Source organism: Jatrophihabitans lederbergiae (assembly GCF_031845305.1).
GTDB lineage: Bacteria > Actinomycetota > Actinomycetes > Mycobacteriales > Jatrophihabitantaceae > Jatrophihabitans_A > Jatrophihabitans_A lederbergiae.
This window is the reverse complement of record NZ_JAVREH010000062.1, coordinates 1-19,761: the sequence shown is the minus strand read 5'-3', so window position 1 is coordinate 19,761 and position 19,761 is coordinate 1. Positions and strand designations below refer to the sequence as shown.

21 protein-coding genes and 2 pseudogenes are annotated in these 19,761 nt (G+C 65.9%); 6 read left to right on the top strand and 17 right to left on the bottom strand.

Going from position 1 to position 19,761, the window contains the following annotated elements; genetic code table 11:
- Nucleotides 1-107: 107 nt before the first annotated feature.
- The 13 genes and pseudogenes from RM423_RS21645 to RM423_RS21595 all read right to left on the bottom strand — a co-directional run bounded on the left by RM423_RS21645 (nt 108) and on the right by RM423_RS21595 (nt 10,866).
- Nucleotides 108-515: a hypothetical protein gene (locus RM423_RS21645; protein ID WP_311425127.1), complete on the bottom strand. Its 408-nt coding sequence runs from the start codon at nt 513-515 to the stop codon at nt 108-110.
- A gap of 92 nt (nt 516-607) precedes the next feature.
- On the bottom strand, nt 608-889 hold the full coding sequence (locus RM423_RS21640; RefSeq protein ID WP_311425126.1) for a hypothetical protein: 282 nt from the start codon (nt 887-889) through the stop codon (nt 608-610).
- A 4-nt stretch (nt 890-893) separates the two neighbouring features.
- Complete coding sequence (locus RM423_RS21635; protein ID WP_311425125.1) at nt 894-1,301, bottom strand: hypothetical protein; 408 nt, start codon at nt 1,299-1,301, stop codon at nt 894-896.
- A gap of 183 nt (nt 1,302-1,484) precedes the next feature.
- Complete coding sequence (locus RM423_RS21630) at nt 1,485-2,108, bottom strand: hypothetical protein (RefSeq protein ID WP_311425124.1); 624 nt, start codon at nt 2,106-2,108, stop codon at nt 1,485-1,487.
- A gap of 20 nt (nt 2,109-2,128) precedes the next feature.
- Entirely contained in the window at nt 2,129-2,512 is a 384-nt protein-coding gene (locus tag RM423_RS21625) for a helix-turn-helix domain-containing protein (protein ID WP_311425123.1), read from the bottom strand.
- Between the two features lie 444 nt (nt 2,513-2,956).
- On the bottom strand, nt 2,957-3,712 hold the full coding sequence (locus tag RM423_RS21620; RefSeq protein ID WP_311425122.1) for a hypothetical protein: 756 nt from the start codon (nt 3,710-3,712) through the stop codon (nt 2,957-2,959).
- A gap of 101 nt (nt 3,713-3,813) precedes the next feature.
- A complete protein-coding gene (locus RM423_RS21615) occupies nt 3,814-5,250 on the bottom strand; it encodes a DNA primase family protein (RefSeq protein WP_311425121.1) in 1,437 nt (478 codons plus the stop codon).
- A 519-nt stretch (nt 5,251-5,769) separates the two neighbouring features.
- Nucleotides 5,770-6,552 (bottom strand): hypothetical protein, encoded by a 783-nt coding sequence (locus RM423_RS21610; RefSeq protein ID WP_311425120.1) that lies wholly within the window; start codon nt 6,550-6,552, stop codon nt 5,770-5,772.
- A 226-nt stretch (nt 6,553-6,778) separates the two neighbouring features.
- The gene (locus tag RM423_RS25980; protein ID WP_396327823.1) at nt 6,779-6,994 is read right to left on the bottom strand and encodes an excisionase family DNA-binding protein; all 216 of its coding nucleotides are present in this window, start codon (nt 6,992-6,994) and stop codon (nt 6,779-6,781) included.
- 329 nt (nt 6,995-7,323) lie between these two features.
- Nucleotides 7,324-8,460 (bottom strand): tyrosine-type recombinase/integrase, encoded by a 1,137-nt coding sequence (locus RM423_RS21605; RefSeq protein WP_311425119.1) that lies wholly within the window; start codon nt 8,458-8,460, stop codon nt 7,324-7,326.
- Between the two features lie 207 nt (nt 8,461-8,667).
- Nucleotides 8,668-9,318, bottom strand: a complete 651-nt coding sequence (locus tag RM423_RS21600; protein WP_311425118.1) for a tyrosine-type recombinase/integrase — start codon at nt 9,316-9,318, stop codon at nt 8,668-8,670.
- A gap of 609 nt (nt 9,319-9,927) precedes the next feature.
- Nucleotides 9,928-10,218 (bottom strand): annotated as a pseudogene (locus tag RM423_RS26300) (IS30 family transposase); the annotation flags it as partial.
- A 15-nt stretch (nt 10,219-10,233) separates the two neighbouring features.
- Nucleotides 10,234-10,866 (bottom strand): TetR/AcrR family transcriptional regulator, encoded by a 633-nt coding sequence (locus tag RM423_RS21595; protein ID WP_311425117.1) that lies wholly within the window; start codon nt 10,864-10,866, stop codon nt 10,234-10,236.
- A 20-nt stretch (nt 10,867-10,886) separates the two neighbouring features.
- Here RM423_RS21595 and RM423_RS21590 point away from each other — a divergent pair, with 20 nt between their 5' ends.
- Both RM423_RS21590 and RM423_RS21585 read left to right on the top strand, forming a co-directional pair.
- Nucleotides 10,887-12,107, top strand: coding sequence for an MFS transporter (locus tag RM423_RS21590; protein WP_311425116.1), 1,221 nt, complete (start codon nt 10,887-10,889; stop codon nt 12,105-12,107).
- Between the two features lie 98 nt (nt 12,108-12,205).
- Nucleotides 12,206-13,231, top strand: a complete 1,026-nt coding sequence (locus RM423_RS21585; protein WP_311425115.1) for an alpha/beta hydrolase — start codon at nt 12,206-12,208, stop codon at nt 13,229-13,231.
- A gap of 313 nt (nt 13,232-13,544) precedes the next feature.
- Here the strand turns inward: RM423_RS21585 and RM423_RS21580 are convergent, their stop codons facing one another.
- Nucleotides 13,545-13,976 carry a VOC family protein gene (locus tag RM423_RS21580; protein ID WP_311425114.1) on the bottom strand — a complete coding sequence of 144 codons (432 nt, stop codon included), beginning with the start codon at nt 13,974-13,976 and terminating at the stop codon, nt 13,545-13,547.
- A 303-nt stretch (nt 13,977-14,279) separates the two neighbouring features.
- On the opposite strand from RM423_RS21580, the gene RM423_RS21575 reads away from it, so the two are divergent.
- A complete protein-coding gene (locus tag RM423_RS21575; protein WP_311425113.1) occupies nt 14,280-14,594 on the top strand; it encodes a group II intron maturase-specific domain-containing protein in 315 nt (104 codons plus the stop codon).
- Nucleotides 14,595-14,909: 315 nt separating this feature from the next.
- Nucleotides 14,910-15,610 (top strand): annotated as a pseudogene (locus RM423_RS21570) (transposase); the annotation flags it as partial.
- Nucleotides 15,611-15,789: 179 nt separating this feature from the next.
- Here RM423_RS21570 and RM423_RS21565 read toward each other — a convergent pair.
- The 3 genes from RM423_RS21565 to RM423_RS21555 are packed head-to-tail and all read right to left on the bottom strand — an operon-like array spanning nt 15,790 to nt 17,554.
- Nucleotides 15,790-16,566 carry a DUF427 domain-containing protein gene (locus RM423_RS21565; protein WP_396327824.1) on the bottom strand — a complete coding sequence of 259 codons (777 nt, stop codon included), beginning with the start codon at nt 16,564-16,566 and terminating at the stop codon, nt 15,790-15,792.
- Nucleotides 16,567-16,610: 44 nt separating this feature from the next.
- Nucleotides 16,611-16,862, bottom strand: a complete 252-nt coding sequence (locus tag RM423_RS21560; RefSeq protein ID WP_311425111.1) for a hypothetical protein — start codon at nt 16,860-16,862, stop codon at nt 16,611-16,613.
- Nucleotides 16,859-17,554, bottom strand: coding sequence for an RNA polymerase sigma factor (locus RM423_RS21555; protein ID WP_311425110.1), 696 nt, complete (start codon nt 17,552-17,554; stop codon nt 16,859-16,861). Before RM423_RS21555 ends, RM423_RS21560 begins: the two co-directional genes overlap by 4 nt.
- Before the next feature lie 94 nt (nt 17,555-17,648).
- On the opposite strand from RM423_RS21555, the gene RM423_RS21550 reads away from it, so the two are divergent.
- The gene (locus tag RM423_RS21550; RefSeq protein WP_311425109.1) at nt 17,649-18,140 is read left to right on the top strand and encodes a redoxin domain-containing protein; all 492 of its coding nucleotides are present in this window, start codon (nt 17,649-17,651) and stop codon (nt 18,138-18,140) included.
- A 118-nt stretch (nt 18,141-18,258) separates the two neighbouring features.
- Nucleotides 18,259-19,335 carry a lactonase family protein gene (locus RM423_RS21545; protein ID WP_311425108.1) on the top strand — a complete coding sequence of 359 codons (1,077 nt, stop codon included), beginning with the start codon at nt 18,259-18,261 and terminating at the stop codon, nt 19,333-19,335.
- Nucleotides 19,336-19,761 lie beyond the last annotated feature (426 nt).

Here is a 19,761-nt window from a genome sequence, read left to right as displayed (position 1 = left end):
GCCCCAGGGCGCGACCGAAAGACCACGTGGAAAAGCCGGGCACACCGGCTGATCGACCGTGCCCAGACCTCAATCCCCGAATGCGAATTCAGAAACCCATCACACAATCACCGACGGTGCATCCGGGCTAAGCCAGCGACCTCGGCGACGTGCTGTCTGTGGGCCTGCTCAACTTGGGCCGCCGTCTCGCGTTCCCGCTGCTGATGCGCGGACTCTCCGTTCACCTGATCGAGCACCCTATCGAGGGTTGCTTTATGCACCTCGCGGTACTCATCGATCGTGGTTGCGGCAAAACTGACGGTGTCGCCAGCGACGGTCACGGTCCCAGGTCGATGCCGATAGGGAAAGGGCTTGAGCTTGTCCCACACAGCGACGGTTCGGAGTGCCTCGAACTCAGTCACTGCGCGGGAGAGGCGGATCGGCACGAGGTAAAGACTCGACCCGGCGGTCCCGTCACCCCTCGGCGAGCCGACCTTGTCAACAATCACATCAACAATTCTCAGGGGCTCCATCATGCGCCGATCATGCCAGAAGCCAATCGCCGGAGGGTGATGCAATTGCTAGTCCACAATATTGCCGAAAATCCGAACGGACGGATGGAACCTGCTCATCGCCAACGCGCCCGGTGAGCCGGCCAGAGGGTGAACTGGGCGGCCTCGGGCACGTCGTGCTGCTTCAGCCACTTCGCCCGGTGCTCGCCATGGCGGCGCCTCGCCAGGCGCTCCAGATGAAGCCCGCAGTCGGCAAAGCCACCGCTGGCGTGTCCTGCCGCTGGGCAGTCCGGGTTGAAGGTGTGCGAGTCGATCTCGTCTGCGCTGATCCAGTCCTCGACGTAGCAGATCCGGGTATCGGCCGGCGGGGTAGCTGGACCAGACGGAGCGGCTGGCACAGGTTTACGAAGCTTCGCCACGGCGCCCACGGCCCTCTCGTGCCCAACGGCTCTGTGATGCCTTCTGTGCCCGGCGTGAGGCGGGAGTCATGGCAACCACGACCGATCCGTCAGCCCCGGCTGCGACATCCTCAGGTAGCTGCAACGCAGCCAGCAGTCGCGCCAAGGCGAGGCGCTCCTGCCGCACTTCCGCGACGACCGCCGACAAGCGCGGCTGACCCTTCGAGCCGACGACCAGAACACCCTCGGCCGCAATGATTTTCTCCAGGCGTGCGATGTCATCGGCCTGGCGGCACGCCATCGTGAGCAGTGGCACTTCGGACTCTTCGAGTTCGTAGGTCGTGGTGATCGAGGTCCACAGGCTGGCGCCGGCGGCGCCGAGGTTGGCAGGCTTTCGAGGCTTTGCGGTCATCTAAACGACCCTTCCGAGGGTGAAAAACCTATGCGTTGGGCAATGCGTGCACCGCGAGCAGCAGTACGTCCCGGTCTGGGCTGGTGCCCGGGGGGAGGGGTCCCGCCCCTGGGTGTCAGGTGAGTCCTGGGTGTTGGCCAGCAGGTTGCGTCCAATGTTGAGTCCGTCGGCCGTCGCCGCCAGTTAGCGGAACAGCTGGTTCGATGCGGCGACGGGTGTGCCTGAGGTCGGGTTGTCGGGGTCGACTGTCATTGCCGCGAGGTTCATGCCTTGCGCTTCCGGTGGTGTGGGCAGCGAGAACGCGAGCAGTTGCGCTGTGTGCCCGGAGCCTTGGAGGTAGTCGTCGATGTCGACCAGTTCGCTGATGGTGCCGGCCATCTGGGGCTGGGTGGCTTCCCATGCCTGAAAGACGCCGGCCCAGCCCATCTCCTCGGCGCGGTGGGCAAGCGCGCTGGCGAGCTGGTCATCACCGTTGCCCTGCGCGCGTTGCAACATGAGCATGCCGTCATCCGGGGTTCGGGCACTGGCTGCACGGTCTGCGGCGTCGCGGAAGGCGATCATGTCAGCACCGCTCAGCTGCCGGGCTGAGCCGTAGAGCGCGGATTCGAGGACGGCACGCCTCGCCAACAGGTTCGCCTGCTCGGTGGTGCGTAATTTCTTCATCCGCGCTGCCGCGTCCTGGTGTGCGGCGGTGATCTGCTGCCGCTTGCCCAGGTCAGAGGTCTGCGGGTTCGCTCGGATCTTGGTGATTTCATCGCGCGTGCTCTGCTGCAACGCCGATGCGGCCTGCGATTCTGCTGTGATCATTGGTGATGCTCCTGTCGTCGTCATCTGTGGTAGTTCTGGGCGTCCTCGGAGGAGATGAGCCACCGGCCGTCAACCCGCCGCGCTGGCAACCGTTGAGCTTCACACGCCTTGCGCACACCCCGGCGGGATATGCGCATCAGGTCCGCCGCTGCCGCGACTCCCAGGTCTAAGCCTGTGGTCGGTTCCGCCTCAGTGGCAAACGGTGTACCGGATCGGGTACTGAGCTTGCCGTATTGCAGGCTGACCATTCGCAACGCCACGAGCACCGCGTACACGTCCGGGTCGTTGTCCCGCTGCTTCTGTCGAAGCTCAGAGCTGACCAGCGTCGCCAGCCTCGCCGCGACGTGCGGTGGAACGACGACCACCCCGTTGAAGATGTAGTCTTCAGCTCGGCGCGCCATCATTGGGTGCCGATGCGCAGAGGTAACGCCTCGGCAGACCGGTGTCGGCGTCGGCCTTCGGCCACCGAACTCTCGGCCGCCGCGATCAGCGTGAGACACGACCCGCAGCGCGGCATGACCATCCGCCGCACCCGATGGCAGCCGGCGCAGCGGCGGCGCGGGCGAGTTCGGCGCGGCATTAGTCGGACCCTTCCGACCGGCTGACGGGTGTCAGCCCGAGTGCGCGCGCCACGGCATTCAGTGATGAATCTCCGGGTTTCGGTGTTGCTGTTCACAGACTTGCTCCAGTTGATGTCGTGGCGGGGGTGGGTACGGGGATAGCGCGAACTGGAACCGCGTCAGACGGTGGCGCGGCCCCCGCGAGAGCCGCGAGTTCTGCGCCGAAGACGGGGGCTGCGAACATTCCGGTGGGCGCGCTCGGAACAGCGACGTCGATAGGCGGCGTGGTCATGAGGGCCATCCCCAGGCGCCCACGACCTTGCCGCCGACTGCGCCGGTGCCGGTGAGGCGTTGCGCCTGTAGCCGCAACTGTGTGATTCCTTCATTGAACTGCCATGTTCCGGTTGGCCATGCGACCGGTCCGAGCGTGACTTGAGTGAACGCGCCCGCCGCGACGGCGATCGGTGTGCCGATGACGTTGCCGGCGCCGTCCACGATTTGGACGTTGCCGGTGGTTGCGGCGTCCGCGCGGACCAGGATCGAGGCCGCGATTCTCGGGTGCTGTCGGATCGACGCCGACCACTGTAGGTCCACGTAGGTTGCTGATGTCGTCGTTTGCACCGTGCCTGACGAGATATCGACGAACCCGCCCAGATTGAGCAGCGGCCAGGAGATGCCGGTGCCGCTGTTCGTGTCATCCGCAGACAGGACGTTTCCCGCGCGGTCGAACGTCTGCCAAGCCTGCTTGTACGGCGGTGTCGTGGCGCTCAGGTCGCCCAGGAACGCGGCGACCGACCCGTCCTCGCGGTAGAAAGCCACACCGGGTTGCGAGCTGCCGTCCGCGCGGTTGTAGGCGGCTGGCAGAGCACCGATGAGCGCCACGGTGTGCCCGTCGGCGTCAACGACGGTTATGGCCCCACCGTTCTTGACTGCGATCCCGCCTTGCGAAATCGACGCGTTCTGCAGCGTCGGGGCGGCGGCGAGTTCGCGGACCTTCCGCTCCAGGTCCGCGAGGCGGCGCCCGAACCAGCTGATCGGCCGCACGGGGGTTGAGGTAACGCATGTAACGCATCTACCCCTAACTTCTCCATGTGTGTGCGCGTGGAAAGTCATAGCCAAATGCGTTACATGCGTTACCGAGTCGCTCACCGGGGCGCCTCGTCACTGTCGTCGCGGTCCTCGGCGAGAAGACCAATCCCCTTACGCTGGCGGGCATCCCGGCCTGTCCCGCCCTTCGTTGCGTAGCCGTGCGCGTCGAGCGCCATGCCGAACTTCTTGGCGCTCATCGACTCGGCGCCGTCCTCGATCGCCCATCGACACCACCGTTCGAACAACTCGCCGGTAACCGCGGAGGCGTGGGGACTCAGGTAGCAGGACTCGGCGAGGAACCGCGCCACGGCGTCGCTGGAGTGCTGGTATTCATCGGTCGCGGCAAGTACACCGTCGGGCTCTGCTAGGCCGTTAGCTTGATACTGACGGAGCCCCGCGAGTGCCCAGCCGAGCACCGCGTCCGCGTCCAGCTCCAGTTGCTCGCCGAGCAAGCCATTCCGTTCGGCTGGCGGGATCACGACATCGAACGGGATCACCCGGACGCGACGCCAGACTGCAGGGTCATCGCCCGCGACCTTCGGCAGATAGTTCGTCACCATCAGCGACGTGTGCGACGGGGCGAAGGTGACCGGCTTGCCATACAACGGGCGGGCGGTGACCGGATCGCCTCCAGTCAGATTCTTCATCAGCGCGACCGCGAGTTTCTGATCCCGTTCCGTTTCAGACACAACGATCAGGCGCTTACCCCGCAAGCCCATTAGTGCCGGGCTGGCTGAGTTCGGGTTGGCCTTGGCCTGCATGAAGAGGTCGCTCTCTGCGGCGTGGCCGTAGTCGCCGAGCGCATACAGCAGCGCGTTGTAGGCGGTGCCCTTCCCGTTGGCGCCGGTGCCGGTGGCGATGGTGAAGATGTGCTCGATCACCTTGCCCAGCAGCGAGAGACCGGCGAAGCGCTGTAGGTAGTCGCGCACGGCCGGATCGGGCAGCACCCGATCAAGGAACGGCAGCCACAGCGTACTGGTCGCCTCGGGTCGGTAGGCGGCGCGGGTGACTTTGGTGCACCGGGCGAGCGGGTCATGCGGCGACAGCTCGAACGTCCGCAAGTCCAGAATCCCGTTGCGGCAGTTGAGTAGCAACGGGTCCGAATCGAGATCTGTCACCGTGAACGCGAACGGCTCCAGCGCGGCTGCCAGCTCAAGCACCCCGGCCACGCCGTTGGCCGTTTCGCACTTGCGGACATCGGCAATCAGCGCGTCCCGGTCGTCGCGGGCCGGCATCTTGACCGCTCGGTCGAGCGCGGCTCGCAGTGTCTCGGCCACCGCCCGCTTTGCCTCGCCGCGGGTGTCCTCGGCCCACCTGGCGCCGTCCCAGGCCAGCCAGCCGACACCGTGCACGAACATCAGCCGCTCGGCGAACAGGCCGGTCAGCGCGTACGCCAACCGCAACTGTCCTCGGTGTCGCTCGCCTGGGTTGGCTGAACTACCGCCGTCCTCCTCGGCGAGCGGGTCCGCATAGTCCCGCCCGTACGCGATCACGCGCCCACCCCCGGCAGCGGAGCCCAAACAGAGAATCCGGCAGCGACAAGGTGAGCCTCGACCTCAGCCGCGAACTGCAGCGGCACACCAACGGCGCCCCGCTGGTGACTCCACTGGTGCGGCGAGCCTGCGCTCTGCACCGCCTGCAGGAGGTGGTGTCGTGCGGCACCCGCGAAGTACGCCGAGCGGGCCGTGAGCTCTACGGTTACGGCCCGCTTCTGCCCGTTCACTTCGCAGCCCGCTGGACAGCGAGAATGCATTGGATCTCGTCCACGGACCAGCCGAGCCGGTGCAGCTCGTTGGCATGGTTCCGGAGTTCGTCCTGGGACAAGTCGTAGGTGCTGCCTGGCGATGGTGTTGTCCGGGTGCCAGTGTCGACGTCGCGACGGCACGCTGCGATGTATTCCAGGCGAGGCCGACGCCTGCGCTGAAACTCAGAGACGGGCCATGGACGGCGGGGCAGGATTGCTGGGTAGTCAACGTGTGGATCGACGGTGTTCTCCACCATGTTCGGCGACGTCACGCTCGATCACCGATCATCGCCTGGAGCAGGCTCCGCTCGGCATCCTCCACCATCCTGGTTATCCCGAGCTGGTGCGGATCGATGTGCTGGACGATCGCGTCCTCGACAAGTCGGCGAAGCTGCGACGGTGGGATCGCATCGACCTCGACGGAGCCGCCCGTGAATCCGGCTGCCCGAGTGTCGGTTCGCTTCGTGGGCCTGGTCGGCAGGTTCCACGCCTCGATCTGCTCCGGAAGCACCGCGATCCTGGAGAACGTGACATCCGCGGTCGGGGCGAACCTGGCGACCTTGTCGCAGAAGTCGCGCCAGGCGTCGATGCCGGAGGGATCATGATCACCGAGCTGGTAAATGTGCACTGGCTTCTCGGTCAACGCCAGGGTCTCAGCGACCGACCAGCAGAAGCTCTCGGAGCTGTACCCCCGCAGCACACCGAGCGGCACGTCCCACCTTGATGTGACCCCGTCGATCACCCCGGAGATGGCGTCCTTCTCGGTGAACAGGTGCACCTCGACCGCCTGCGACCGCCACAGCATCCGGCGGTAGGACGCGGCCGAGTCCGCCAGCATCATGTCCAGGTCCGACCACGTCGTCGGCTTCACGATCCACCGCGTGCCGTCGGTGATCCAGGAGTAGGGCAGGACACCGGACCGGCGCAGTTTAAGCACCTGCCGGCCAACGAGCCGGTAACCGGCCTCCGTCTTCTCGACGGCCCCGGCCGACACCACCCTGTAGTACGTTCCTCGGAGTGTCGCGGGGTGTTCCTCGGTCAGGGCGGCCATGATCGCGTCGTCGACGGCTGAGAGCTGTTGATTCGTCCGCCGGGATCGCTTTACGGTGCTAGGGCGATAAACCGCCGGAGCCCCCGTAACCAACGTCCTGTCGGTCGTGGTCGTAGACTTGGTGCTAGTCGTGGGGACGACGTCGGGAGCCGCCTTCGGGCGGCTTCTCTCATTCACGCCGCATCGCCGCGCAACAGCAGGGCAAGCCGGTCGCGCTGTTCCGCGCTCACGCGACACGTCCGGCGGTGGGAATCGGCCGCAATGCTGCATCGAGTTCGTTCAGATCGACCCGGATGAGTCGCGGGCCGAACCGGTAACCGGTTAACTCGCCAGAAGCGATCCGTCTGCGGATCGTCCGCGTAGTGCATCCGACGTACTCGGCGGCGTGATTGATCGACGCGAGCCGCCGCTGAGTGCTCCGGGAAAGGTCGGTTTTTGGCATAGTGCTCACTCCTCAAAGCACAAACGCCGAGCGCGACCGACAGATCTGCTGTCAGTCGAACCCGGCGAGGAGTGGTACAACGCCAGTTCTCAGCCCGCTAACCACTCCGCTCCTCAGCTCTTGCGAGCTTCGGTACACGGCCTCCTTGGCGGCCCCATCTCTCGATGAGGATCTCGTATTTCGGACCACGTAGCCGGCCGCGTGGGCAGGTCCTCTTTATGGGCTACGCGCTTCCCGAACGTCGGAGTTGCTGAGCGCTCGATGTTCTAGCTACCAAATTCTTTCGAACGAAGCAGCTGATTAAGTCATACACGGTCCTTCCAAGTCCGTCAAACCTCCAGTGCGTCTGGGCGTGTCACAAGGTCCGCGTCGGCGGCGAGAACGGACAACGCCCGTGCGATCGCGACATCACGGCCTTCCGCAGCGTGCTGGTAGCGGAGAGCGGCGCCAGGGGTTGAGTGCCCCAAGCGGCTCATCAGCTCGGCGAGCGTGGCGCCGGTGGATGCCGCGAGTACCGCGCCGGTGTGCCTGAGGTCGTGCCAGCGCAGGTCTGGCCGGCCGGCCTTCGCTCGCGCGGGGTAGAACGAGCGATAGAGGGTTGAGGGGGAGATCTGCGCCCCGGTGCTCGAGGTGAACAGCAGGCCATCGCGCCCCCCGGTGATCTGCTCGCTCAGGTGCGCCTTGACCATCGGCATCAGGTGCGGGGGGACGGCGACGTCGCGAATGCCGGCCTCTGACTTCGGGCGCCCGACGATCGCCTCGCCATCGACTCGCACGACACCGCGCCGGACGTGAATGGTGGACTTCTTCACGTCGATATCGCCCCGTCGAAGCTCGGTCAGCTCACCGAACCGTAGCTGTGTCCACGCGGCGAGCAAGGTCATCAGCCGGTAGCGCTCGGGCATCGCGGCGACAAGGACGGTCAGTTCATCGAGGGTTGCTGGCTTGATCTTACGAGCCCGCTTGGCTTGGCCAGCGCCCCGGATGCGGCAGGGGTTGGCGGGGATGATGTCGTCGGTGACCGCAGTGTTCATGATGGTGCGCAGCAGGGCGTAGGCGTGCGCCCTGAGCGTGGGGGTGGCCGCGGCGGTGGTGGAGTGCCAGCGGCGGACCGACTCGGGCGTGATGTCCTTGACGGCGACTGCTCCGAACGTGGGCCGGATCTGGCGATCGACAAGGAGCTTGTAGTGCTCATGCGTGCGAGGCCGCAGGTCGCGCTCAGTCAACCAGGTGTCCGCGTACTCACCGAAGATCATCGGAGCGCCGGTGGTGCGTCCGGCCGGCTTCCAGACGCCTCGCGAGATGTCGGCGCGGATGGTGGACAACCAGGTCTCGGCGTCGCCCTTGGTGTCGAAGGTCAGCGGGGCGCTGTACCTGACCCCGTCCGGGCCGAAGTAGCGGGCTTGCCAGCGCTTGGAGGGCAGTTGCCTGAGTGAACCGAACGGCTTGCCGCCACGCTTTGCCATTGATCGCCCTTCGTCGGCCGTGCCCGCTACGTGCCCTGCACAGAGTGTACGCGTGCCCACTTGTGTCCACTAGAGTCACGCGCTACTGTTCTGGCAACGGCGGAGAATCGGCCGTAGATACAGGCTAGATCCCCGTACTCACGGGGCGTTTCAACAGTGGCGCTTACCGATGGGCGCCACTGGTTCAATCCCAGTATCGCCCACCACCTATAGGCCCCGGTTTCCGGGGCCTATAGTCGTTCCAGGACCAGACTCAGATTCGCTCTCGGGCGGCGCGTGCAACAAACGTGCAACACGAGCGGACTCGCGCAATACGTCAAGGCGGTCGGCGACGGCTTCCAGGTCGTCGTCGAACAGGTCGGCGTAGAGGTCAAGCGTCATCGCCGCGGACGCATGACCGAGCATCCTCTGGACCGCCTTGACGTTTGCTCCGGCTGAGACGGCCAGACTTGCAGCAGTGCGCCGAAGCTCGTGAGGCGTCAGGCCAGTCTCGCCGGCGGCGGTCGCAGCGCGGTTGAACCAGGCGCGGCGTGCGTTTCTGTTGCGCATCACGCCACCTTCGGGTGCGGTGAAGAGCAGGTCGTCTGTTGTACGTTCGCCGATGTGCGCGTGGAGATCATCAACGAGGAAACGCGGGATCGACATCCACCGCACCTCATGACCTACCTCGACCACTGCGGCCCCAACCGTAAGCCGGCGTTTGTCCAGGCCACCGGCGCCGACGTGGAGCGCGGCGATCTCTGACCACCGCAATCCGCAGTACGCCAGGACAAAGATCACCAGGCGGTACTGCGCGAACGAGGCATTGGAAGCTAGTTTGGGGCGTCCGGGCTCCAGCATCGTGGCGGCGTCTGCCATGACCTCTACCTGCGCGGCGGTGAGGTAGTGCTTGCGCTTCGGCGTGGCGCGCGGTCTCTCGACTCCGGTCGCGGGGTTCGCAGGCAGACGTTTGCCGCGTACTGAGAGGTCAAGGACGCCGCTGAAAACACCGACGATCTTTCGAACGTGTGCGCCAGATAGTCCCTTCGCTACCAGCTCTGCTATCCACGCTTGGACGTCCTCATGCTCGATCGCGGAGAGTGGGATGCAGCGGCCACCGTCGCTGGTGTGAGGACGAGAACGTTTACCCCGAAGGGTTGAGACCAACCTGTATCTCCGACATGCTTACCGGATGCCCGTGTCGAAAGGAACCGTCTAGTCGTACCTGGGAGCTAGTCGTATTCGGCTCCATCGCCGCCAGTTTCCTGGCGATGGCTATGTCCGCGCGCCGACCCCCTGTAAGCCACCTACAGGCACAACTCGGGGATCAACGCAGCAGATACTCCGTCGCATTTGGGGTCTACGCGCTGGCACTTCTGGTATCCCTGCTGACATTCGGACGGATCTCCGACTTCGTTGGGCGCAAACCCGTCGTCTGGGGCGCCATCGCCGTGCAACTCGTCGCGATCGTCGCCTTCCTCATGGCTAGGTGCGTCCAGTGCGCAGCATCTGCCGATCCACGGGCAGCACCAGACCGCGGTAGACACTCTCATAGATCGTTTCGACGCTCAGATGCCACGATCGGCGTCGAGGCCAACGCCGCCGGAGCCAGCGGCTGATCTGACGCGGTGACCAGCGCCGCGCGATCTTGTCCGCGACCACCGCCCGCAATGGATCATCGACCGCCAACCGCCGCGGCTTCGGGCGCCGACGCCGTAGATGGGCCTGGTTGTTCGCGAACCACGGCTGATAGCGGCCATCCGGTTTCCTGTTGCGCGATCTCCCAATACCGGCTCAGCGGACCATGGCCAGCACATCGCGGACCAGCCGTCGTGCGTACTCGTGATCGACTTGTAGTGCGAATACGACGTGGTGATACAGCGGCGCGATGATGTGGTCGAGGATCTGCGGGACTGTTGGTGTCGTCTCTCCGCGTTCGCGGGCACGGCGTACCATCTTCGACGCCTGCTCGCGCCGCGTCTCCGTGACCGGGCAGCTCGAAACGATCTCGACGCGTGCCGACACCATCGCGCGCAAATATCGGGCCCGCTTGGGACGGGTGATGTCGCGGGCGATGATTTTCGCCCACTCCGTCAAGTCTTGCTCGAGCGATCCTGTGTTGGGTACCGACTCACCGTCTCGCGTCAGGGCAGCGACCGCGACTTCCTCGAGGAGCGCATTGACGTCGTCCCAGCGTCGGTACAGCGTCGTCGGGTTGACCCCGGCCCGCTCGGCAATGACGGGAAAGGTGATCTTGTCGGCACCCTCGCCTACGAGCTCGCCGACCGACGTATAAATCGCGGTCAGCACCCGACTGCTCCGTCCTTCGGGGCGACTCGCGGCTTGTCGGTTAGACACGTCACGATCATACGCAAAGATGTTTGCTTTAACACGATTCTGCCCTATGGTGATTAAAGCAAGGATCATTGCGTTTCGACGGAGGTCTCGTGTTCAATCGTCCAGTCTCATTCGTCGTTGCCGGGGGCGCCGGCGCCGCAACGCTGACGGCCGCCTCAGCGCCGTCGCCCCTCTATCCCGTCTACCAGCGCCTCTGGGGCTTCTCCGCGTTCACGCTGACGGTCATCTTCGCCGTCTACGTCTTCGCGTTGCTCGCCGCCCTGCTGACCGTCGGCTCACTCTCCGACCGGGTAGGACGTCGACCGGTCGCCTCCGGAGCCTTGGTGCTTCTCGCGCTCGGGATGCTGCTCTTCACGCTTGCTGAAGGTACCGGCGGCCTGATGGCTGCGCGAATCGTGCAGGGGTTCGCCGTCGGCGCTGCCACCGGCACCATCACGGCCATGATCATGGATTCGGCGCCGAACCCGCGGGTCGGCTCGATCGTCAGCAGCGCGGTCCCCTCACTGGGAATCGCGATCGGGGCGGTCCTCGCCGGCGCCCTGGTGCAGTTCGCGCCCCTTCCTCGCCAGCTCGTGTTCTGGATCCTCGCCGTCGTCTATCTCGTGCTTGCCGCGCTCGTCTGGTTGATCCCCGAACGCGCTCGCCCCGAGTCGACATCGCGGGAATCGATCTGGCGGTCGCTGCTGCCGAGCGCCGGGCTTCCGCCGGCCACGCGGCCGGTCTTCTTCGCGTTGGTTCCGTCGATCGGCGCGACGTGGGCGCTCGCCGGACTGTATCTGTCGCTCGGGTCGTCGGTACTCACCACCGTCCTCGATGTGCACAGCCATTTCGTCGTGGGCATCGTGCTCGGAGTGCTCTTCGTCTCGGGGGTATCAGGCACCATCGTCTCGACAGTCTTACCGCCGCAACTTCGCGAGTGGTTCGGCTATGCAACTCTCGCCGTCGGAGTCCTGGTCACGATCGCGGCGATGCTGATGAGTGCGTTGCCGCTCTACGTGATCGGTTCGGTGGTCGCGGGGCTCGGCTTCGGCGAGGTGTTCCGCTTCGCCGTCAATGCGCTCGGCGAGGCGGCGCCAGCCGCCCAGCGAGGGGAAGTGTTCGCGACGATGTACATCATCAGTTACCTCGCATTCAGTGTGCCGGCGCTCGCGGCCGGGCTTGCCGCTGAACAGTTCGGGCTCAAGCCGACAGCCGTCACGTACGGGGTGTTGGAGGTCGCGCTGGTTGTGATCGCGATGATCGCTGGGCACGTACAAACGCACCGGCGGGTTGGCGAGAAAGAGCTTCAGCCAGGCGCGGCGACGAGTTGATGTCAAGCACCGTCGATGGCGCTCGAGCAAGGCCGCCCAGACCTCAGTGAGCGTTTCTCATGTTCAATAGCATCTGAATTCCACTGGAGCATAAGACCATGACATTGGTTTCGCGCACGTTCAGCACGCCTCGTCAGACAACCCACTACATCGAGTGCGGGCGGCCCGACGGACCGTTGATGTTCTTCCTCCACGGCTGGCCGGCCATCAGTTTGTTTTGGCGCGCCCAGATGGACGCGTTCGCCGCCGACGGTTGGCACTGCATCGCTCCCGACCTGCGCGGCTTCGGCGGCTCTTCCGCCCCCGCAGCCAAGGACGCCTACACCATCGAGGAGGTCGTGGCGGACATGGCGGAGCTCCATGACCACCTGGGCGGCGAGGCGGCGATCTGGGTCGGCCACGACTGGGGCAGCATCGTGGTCGGTGCGTTGGCCGCGCATGAACCCAAGCGCTGCCGTGGCGTCGTGTTGACCTCGTGGGCGTATTTTCCCGACTCGAACAGCCTGGCCACGCTCGTGCCGCTGGTCGACCGGACGATTTACCCGGCTGACCAGTATCCGGATGGTCAATGGGACTACTACCGCTACTACGCGACGCATTTCGACGCGGCGGTCGCCGATCTCGACGCAGACCACGCAGCAACGCTCACCTCCGTCTACCAACCTGGCAGCCCCGCCCCCGTCGGCACGGTTTCGCCGTCAGCGACGGTCACGCGCAACGGCGGCCGCTTCGGCGCGGCGCACCGCGCCACGCCGACCCCAGCTGACCCGAGTCTCTGGCCGCTGGCAGACTTCGACGTGCTGGTACAGGCGTTCAAGGCTCATGGCTTTGGCGCTTCCTCCGCGTGGTACACGAACGATGACTCCAACATCGCCTATGCACGCGAAGCGCCCGATGGCGGCCGTCTGTCGCAACCGGTGCTGTTCTTCAACGGTGAGTGGGACGCGATCTGCACCATCATCGGAAATCGCCAAGGCGACCCGATGCGCGCGGCCTGCGCGGACCTCACTGAGGCGTATGTGTCTGCCGGACATTGGCTGCCGCTGGAGCGCAAAGCAGAACTCGTCCAGACCATCCGCACTTGGCTCCAGAGCAAGAATCTTGATGCGGCATCAGGTAACTGACGTTCTCGCCAGGTCTTGTTCGAAGACGGAGCAGCTGAGCCGCTCAGGGTGACTGGGTCGTCTGGTCGGGCATCAACCTCGCCGAGGCGCGATTCCGAGCCAGCGCCCGGACCGTCGTGTCGTCGTGGGCCGGCGCGTCGATCGCCCGGCCAATGCGCCCATGAGGTCGTTGTCGCCACGGCGCGGCAGGTTGCGAGCCTCGCCGGGATCAGCTGTGGGCAGCGCGGTTCGGCGCAACGCCAAATACGCCTGCGGCCACCGAAGCAGCGCCGGCATCTCCGACGCAGCGAATCGGCGCGGCGTTCCGAGGTGGTCAGGGTGTCTGGATCAGCTCCACTGACATCCCGTCCGGATCCTTGAGATAAACAAAATAGCCATCGGCGAACGCGCCCTCGGTGACCATCTGTGGCGGTGAGTAGGACTCGACACCCGTCGCGGTAACTCGTTCGTATGCCGCGAAGATATCGTCGACCTGGAAGGCCACGTGTGGAGCGCCGATATCGCAGTTGCGTGACGTGTACGGCTTCCGCGTGGGCTCGTGGTAGCTCAGCAGCTCGATGAGCAGCGCTCCGACCTGGATCATCTTGGTGTCGAAGTCGGCTCCGTCGACGCCCAGCCCGCGGTCAAACTGCGGCCCGCAGAAGTGGTCGGCGCTAATTTCCTTGCCGCCGAACAGCTCGTAGAACTGCGCCGTTCGTTCCAAGTCGCTGACCGTCAGCCCAACGTGATGCACGGGAAGAGACATGACAGCACTGTCTCACGGCGCCTGCGACACCGCGAAGCCATGTTCCGTGATCCGGAACGTGACGGACCGGCCTTACCCGATTTCCTGTCAGCGTTGACCCTCGGCCCACGCTGCCTCACCGTCAGGACCAGAACGTCATGCGCATCGGCTTCTTCGTACCGAACCTCGGACCCGTCGCCACCCCGAAGAACATCGTCGACATCGCACAACTCGCCGAGAGGGCGGGCGTCAGCTCCCTATGGGTGACGGACCGGCTGCTCATGCCGACGCGCCCGTCTGCTCCGTTCCTTGGTTCGTCCGACGGTGTCTACCCGGCTGCTGCGCCCGGTCGAAGTAATCGTGGCCGAGATGAACCGGTTCCTGCGCGGCTGGTCGGCGTATTTCCGGTTCGGTAACTCAGCACAGCACTTCGACAAGATCATCGGCTGCGCGCGGAGGCGCCTGACGCTCGTCATCTCCAAGCGTCACAAACGCAGCCGCGCCTGGGCGCGTTCAGTGGTGTTCTTCCCATCACCGAACCACTTCGGCCTGATCAGCCTTGACGCAACCACCGCCGCACCCAGACCCTTCCGGGCCTGGCGGGCAACGCCGAATGCCGGCGGTGAACGACGTCGGTGAGCCGTGTGCGGGAGAACCGCACGCACGGTTCGACGGGCGGGAGCTGGAAATGGAGCGAGCTGACCACGGACACGAAGAAGAACGACCAGACGGGAAACCGCCCGGCCACCGCGGCTTCGTGACCTACCGCCAGGCAACGCCACCGCGCCAGCTCCCGACCCTCCACCGTGGTGGCGTGCCGGTGAGGTGAAAAGTGCTCCAAGCCCAGCAGGATCAGGGTTGTCGAGGCCATGATCACGTCAAGCGAGGAGCACCTTCAGGGTGAAGAGTAACGGGCTGTATCCGCGTGTGCGGACCGACACGGCCGGGACCGCGATGGTGTCGCAGGGTGGGGCGGTCGGGCTGGTCGAGACCGTCCGGATCGTTGGGCTGGACCGGGCGCTGTCAGAGGCGTTGGTGCCGTGGCGCAAGCCGAACGCTGTGCACAACCCCGGCAAGGTCATCATCGACCTGGCGCTCTCGCTGGCCGTTGGCGGTGACTGCCTGGCCGACGTCGCGGTGCTGCGGGATCAGCCGGGTGTGTTCGGGGCGGTCGCGTCGGATCCGAGGGTGTCGCGGCTGGTGGACACCCTCGCCGGCGACGCGAGCAAGGCCCTCGCTGCGATCGACACCGCCCGGGCGCAGGTGCGGGCCAGGGTGTGGTCGCTCGCGGGTGAGCACGCGCCGGATCATGCGGCAGGCGTTGATGATCCGGTCGTGGTGGACCTGGACGCGACGCTGCTGACCTCGCACTCGGACAAGGAGCAGGCCGCCCCGACGTTTAAGAGGGGCTTCCTTCCACCCACTGCTCAGCTTCCTCGACCACGGCCCGGACTGGTGAACCATTGTCGTTCCTGCTGCGCAAAGGCAACGCCGGATCGAACACCGCCGCCGACCACATCGCGGTGGCGCGGGCGGCGTTCGCGCAACTGCCCGGGCACCGGCCCGGCCGCAGACCCGGCAAGACCGTGCTGGTGCGCACCGACGGCGCCGGCTGCACCCACGCCTTCATCGAGTGGCTGACGTCGCAGCGGGTACGCGCAGCTTCTTCGTGACGGAGCCGGCGCCGCCGCGGTTGCGCGCGCCGCGTCGGCCATGGTGGTTCTTCTGTCGAGCAATGCGTCAGGGCGTCGACCGCCGGCGCAGTGCAGCAGACGGCGGCCAAGAAAAAAGGCGCGCAGCCTTTCGCGTCGTCGTTGAGCCGCGCGGAGTTCGCTCAGTGGCTACCGGGGAAGAAGTGGGTCACCGGCCGGTCGAGCGGGTGGCCGCCCAGGGTGATGTCCACCTTCTCGTTGTAGAAGGCGATCAGGCCGGCGATCGGCAGGAGCTGCCGGGTCGGGAAGTCGTAGCTCCAGGCAAGGTCGTCGTGGACCGTGTCCCCGATGCGCACCGACCAGTACCGGCTCGTCGTGCCCTTGTACGGGCACTCGGTCTCCGTGGCAGTGGGCACCAGATGGATCAGGTCCACCTCGGTCGGGTTGACGTAGTAGCGCGTGGGTAGGCCGGTTTCGAACACCAGCACCGGTGATGCCGACTCGGCCAGCGCAACGCCGTCCAGCTCTACCCGCACCGGCCGCGTCGAGCGCAGCGCGTCCACGCGGACGTAGGGGTTGCGCGGATGGACGTAGACCCGCTCGTCTTCCTCGTACCACGCGTCGATGGCATCCCAGTCGATGCGTGCAAGCCCGGCCATGCCGGGCAGGGAGTCCTCGGTGTAGACGCGGACCGAGCCGGGCCGGTTCACGTCTCCGGCCCGTAGCCCGTGCCGACGGGCGGTACCGCGGCTGAGCTTCTGCTCGCGGTTCTCATCGATGAGCACGTCGGGCCCTATGTCGCTGACGGGAATGTAGTACTGCGGATAGTTGGACCACTCCCACAGGTAGACGGCGCGGTCGGTGTCGAGCACGGTTTGCCCGTTCAGGACCGCACGGATGCGTCGTGGCACCGGCTCCATCTGGTTGGTCCGGGCGATCATCGCCGGGTAGTTGGGCATGGCTTGCCTCTTCTCGTCGAGTACCGGGTCGGGCTGGTGTCCGCTCACGTCGCCACTTCCGAGTCGTTCCACCGCTCCTGGGCGTCGCCGCCGATAGCGGCCAACAGGCCGGCCAGGTCCTGCGCGCACGGTCCGCAGGCCGCCAGATGAATGGCGACTTCGGGATAGCGCTGGGCCGCATCGCGGTCGGCTGCGAGCAGGTCGGCGTAGACGTCGAGCAGTTCCATCGCCTGCCCGCACCCGCTGTCACGGGGATCGGTGCGCAGAAGCCGGTCGAGTGCAGCCGATCCGGTCATGACGGGGTTTCCTTTCCCTGGGGTGCATCGGAGTCATTGATGTACCCATTGGTGACGAGACTCTTACGGATCTTTCCTCGCGCGTCGAACATCGACTTGTATAGCGCGTTGCGGTTGGACCCGGTCCGTTCCACGAGCGCGTCGAGCGGGACGCCCTCGATGACCAGCGCCACGAACACCGTGCGCTGCCTCGGGCTCAGTTCGGTTTCCACGGCCGCGCGCACGGCGGCGAGCAGCTCCTGATGCTGAACTTGTCCGGCGGGGTCGATGCCGAGCCGGTCGGGCAGGCGATCCCAGTCCTCGGCGTCCAGTGGCGTGGTGCGTTTCTGCCAGAAGTGCCGCCCGACCTTCGTGCTGACCTCGAAGATGGCGAACTTGTAGGCCCAGGTGGTGAAGCGGCTCTCGCCGCGAAAGGTGGAGATCTTGGCTGTCACGGCCATCGTCGCGTCCGCGGCGGCCTGGTAGGCGAGGTCTTCCAACTCGGGTCCGCTGATGTCGAGCTGCCCGCGCCGGCGGTGCAGCTCCCGGTGGCAGGCGCGCACGAGCATCGCGTGCAGCCGGGCCACTGCCTGGTCGTGAACGAGGCCGGTGCCCGACAGCGCCCGAACCCATTCGGCCGACTCGTCAGCCGCGACGGTGGCGTTGTGAACAGGGGGATCCGGGACGAGCAGGTGGTTGTCCGACGTGGTCATGGCCGCGATATTACGGCCAGCTCGCGAGGTAAGACCGAGGGCCGGGGCGTCACTGATTAACCGACAACCAACGACGTCCGGAAAGGACTCACCCATGCCTGTACTCGGCGCAGGAGAACAGTTTCCCCGCATCCCGATCACGCTGCTCGACGGCACCACCGTCGACGCCGGCGATCCGAACGCTGACCGGTCGGAGGGCCGCTACCGGGTGGTGCTCTTCTACCGCGGTTCGTGGTGCCCGTTCTGCAACGCCCAGCTGCGCGCGTTCCAACGAGCTCTGCCCGATCTCGCCGGCGTGAACACCGGCGTGCTCGCGGTGTCTGTCGACGACCAAGAGACGACGCAGGCGCTCGTGGACAAGCTTCGCCTCGAGTTTCCCGTCGGGCACAGCGCCGACGCTCACAAGCTGGCTGAGCTTACCGGCGCGTTCGTCAACGAGGACCCGCTGTACGTGCAGTCGACCGGTTTCGTGCTCGGCCCGGACGGTCGCATCGTCGTCAGCGTGTACTCCAGCGGCGCGATCGGGCGGCTGATGCCTGACGACGTCGTGGGCCTCGTTCGCTATCACGCCGAGCACAGCGCCTAGCTGCAACGTCCAGGCGCAACACCCAGCCGGCAACATCCGGTCGGCGAAGTCCAGCCCTGCCTATTCGCGCATCTGCGCACCCACCCACCGCTCAACCCAACGTTCGAGGAGTTCTGTTATGCGCGCACTGCCCAGCATTATCGGTTTCGCCGGCCTGTCCGCGGCCGCCTGCCTGTCCTTCGCCGGACCGGCATCAGCCAGCCCGTCGCACGCTGATGGCGCCGTCTTCGTTCAGACACAGAACTCGGCCGGCAATCGGATCGTCGCCTACGATCGCAACGCCGACGGCGGCCTCACGCCCGCCGGCAGCACTGCCACCGGGGGCAACGGAGCCACCCTCACCGGTGCCGTCGTGGATAAGACCGCATCCCAGGGCGCTCTGGTCGCCGACCGCCGCCATCGTGAGCTGTACGCAGTCAACGCCGGCAGCAACACCGTCTCCGTTCTGCGGGTCCACGGCGACGACCTGAAGCTGCGCCAGGTCATCGACTCCGGCGGCGCGTTCCCGGTCAGCGTCACCGTCCACGACGACATCGTCTACGTGCTCAACGCCCGCGACGGCGGCAGCATTCAGGGATACCTCAACATCGGCGGCAAGCTGCACAAGGTCGACGCCTGGCACCGAACCCTGGGCCTGGACGCGAGCGCCACCCCCGAATTCATCGTGACCACCAAGGCCAACACCAACGCCATCCTGAGCTTCGGCGTAGGCCGCTTCGGTGACCTGTCCGCGACGCCCACCGTGCGCACCGAGCCCGGCGCCGTGCCCTTCGCCATCTCCTATGACACCAGCGGGCACCTTGTCGTCGCCGATGCCGGCATCAATGCGGTCTCGACGTACTCGATCGGCGCCGACTCAACGCTGACCCCGCTGTCGGTCACGCCGACCGGCCAGGCGGCCACCTGCTGGGTGACCTCATCAGGCGACCTGCTGATCGCATCCAACGCCGGCAGCGGCACGGTCACCGCCCTGAAGGCGTCGAACGACGGGCACACGACGATCCTGGCCGACACCGCCGTGGACAAGGGCACCGTCGACGCGGCATTCAGCCCGAACGGGCAAGCCCTCTACGTCCAGGGGGGCGCCACCGGCACCGTCTCGGCATTCGCGGTGTCACCGAACGGCGGATTGACCGCGACCGGGGTTGTGACCGTGCCCGGCGCCGTCGCCGGCGAAGGCATCGTCGTCTACTGAGGACTGACAGCCCGATAACCGACAGGCAACGCAGGTAGCGCGGCAACGGCCCCGCTACCTGCGTTGCTTTCGTCGCAGAAGAGCGCTTCCTGGAAGGCCGAAGCCCAGAGGGGCCGAGTCCGGCTTCGGGGCGTCCAGGGCCGAATAACACAGTCCGTGCGTGCCGTGCCGGCACAGTCCGCACCTTCAACCACCCGGTGTTGGCCTGCTTGGATAGGTCGAATCGTCCTAGCCTGGTTCATCGTCGGCAATACATCGAACTTCGCAAGCGTGGGCGCTGGAATGTGGTTCCTAGTGTAGCGTGAACGATGATCTTTGACCGCCGGTTGCTTTGGTGAGGATTTCGTCGGCGGTCTTGGTCCAGGTGAACGGCTGGCAGCGTTCGTTCCAGGCGTCGATGTAAGTCTCGATTGCGGCGATGAGGTC

Bases quoted from the DNA above. Each gene is read 5' to 3' on its own strand.
- RM423_RS21645 (WP_311425127.1), bottom strand. From the start codon at position 515: ATGATGGAGCCCCTGAGAATTGTTGATGTGATTGTTGACAAGGTCGGC.
- RM423_RS21635 (WP_311425125.1), bottom strand. From the start codon at position 1,301: ATGACCGCAAAGCCTCGAAAGCCTGCCAACCTCGGCGCCGCCGGCGCC.
- RM423_RS21630 (WP_311425124.1), bottom strand. From the start codon at position 2,108: ATGATCACAGCAGAATCGCAGGCCGCATCGGCGTTGCAGCAGAGCACG.
- RM423_RS21625 (WP_311425123.1), bottom strand. From the start codon at position 2,512: ATGATGGCGCGCCGAGCTGAAGACTACATCTTCAACGGGGTGGTCGTC.
- RM423_RS21610 (WP_311425120.1), bottom strand. From the start codon at position 6,552: ATGGCCGCCCTGACCGAGGAACACCCCGCGACACTCCGAGGAACGTAC.
- RM423_RS25980 (WP_396327823.1), bottom strand. From the start codon at position 6,994: ATGCCAAAAACCGACCTTTCCCGGAGCACTCAGCGGCGGCTCGCGTCG.
- RM423_RS21605 (WP_311425119.1), bottom strand. From the start codon at position 8,460: ATGGCAAAGCGTGGCGGCAAGCCGTTCGGTTCACTCAGGCAACTGCCC.
- RM423_RS21600 (WP_311425118.1), bottom strand. From the start codon at position 9,318: ATGGCAGACGCCGCCACGATGCTGGAGCCCGGACGCCCCAAACTAGCT.
- RM423_RS21595 (WP_311425117.1), bottom strand. From the start codon at position 10,866: ATGATCCTTGCTTTAATCACCATAGGGCAGAATCGTGTTAAAGCAAAC.
- RM423_RS21585 (WP_311425115.1), top strand. From the start codon at position 12,206: ATGACATTGGTTTCGCGCACGTTCAGCACGCCTCGTCAGACAACCCAC.
- RM423_RS21580 (WP_311425114.1), bottom strand. From the start codon at position 13,976: ATGTCTCTTCCCGTGCATCACGTTGGGCTGACGGTCAGCGACTTGGAA.
- RM423_RS21565 (WP_396327824.1), bottom strand. From the start codon at position 16,566: ATGCCCAACTACCCGGCGATGATCGCCCGGACCAACCAGATGGAGCCG.
- RM423_RS21560 (WP_311425111.1), bottom strand. From the start codon at position 16,862: ATGACCGGATCGGCTGCACTCGACCGGCTTCTGCGCACCGATCCCCGT.
- RM423_RS21555 (WP_311425110.1), bottom strand. From the start codon at position 17,554: ATGACCACGTCGGACAACCACCTGCTCGTCCCGGATCCCCCTGTTCAC.
- RM423_RS21550 (WP_311425109.1), top strand. From the start codon at position 17,649: ATGCCTGTACTCGGCGCAGGAGAACAGTTTCCCCGCATCCCGATCACG.
- RM423_RS21545 (WP_311425108.1), top strand. From the start codon at position 18,259: ATGCGCGCACTGCCCAGCATTATCGGTTTCGCCGGCCTGTCCGCGGCC.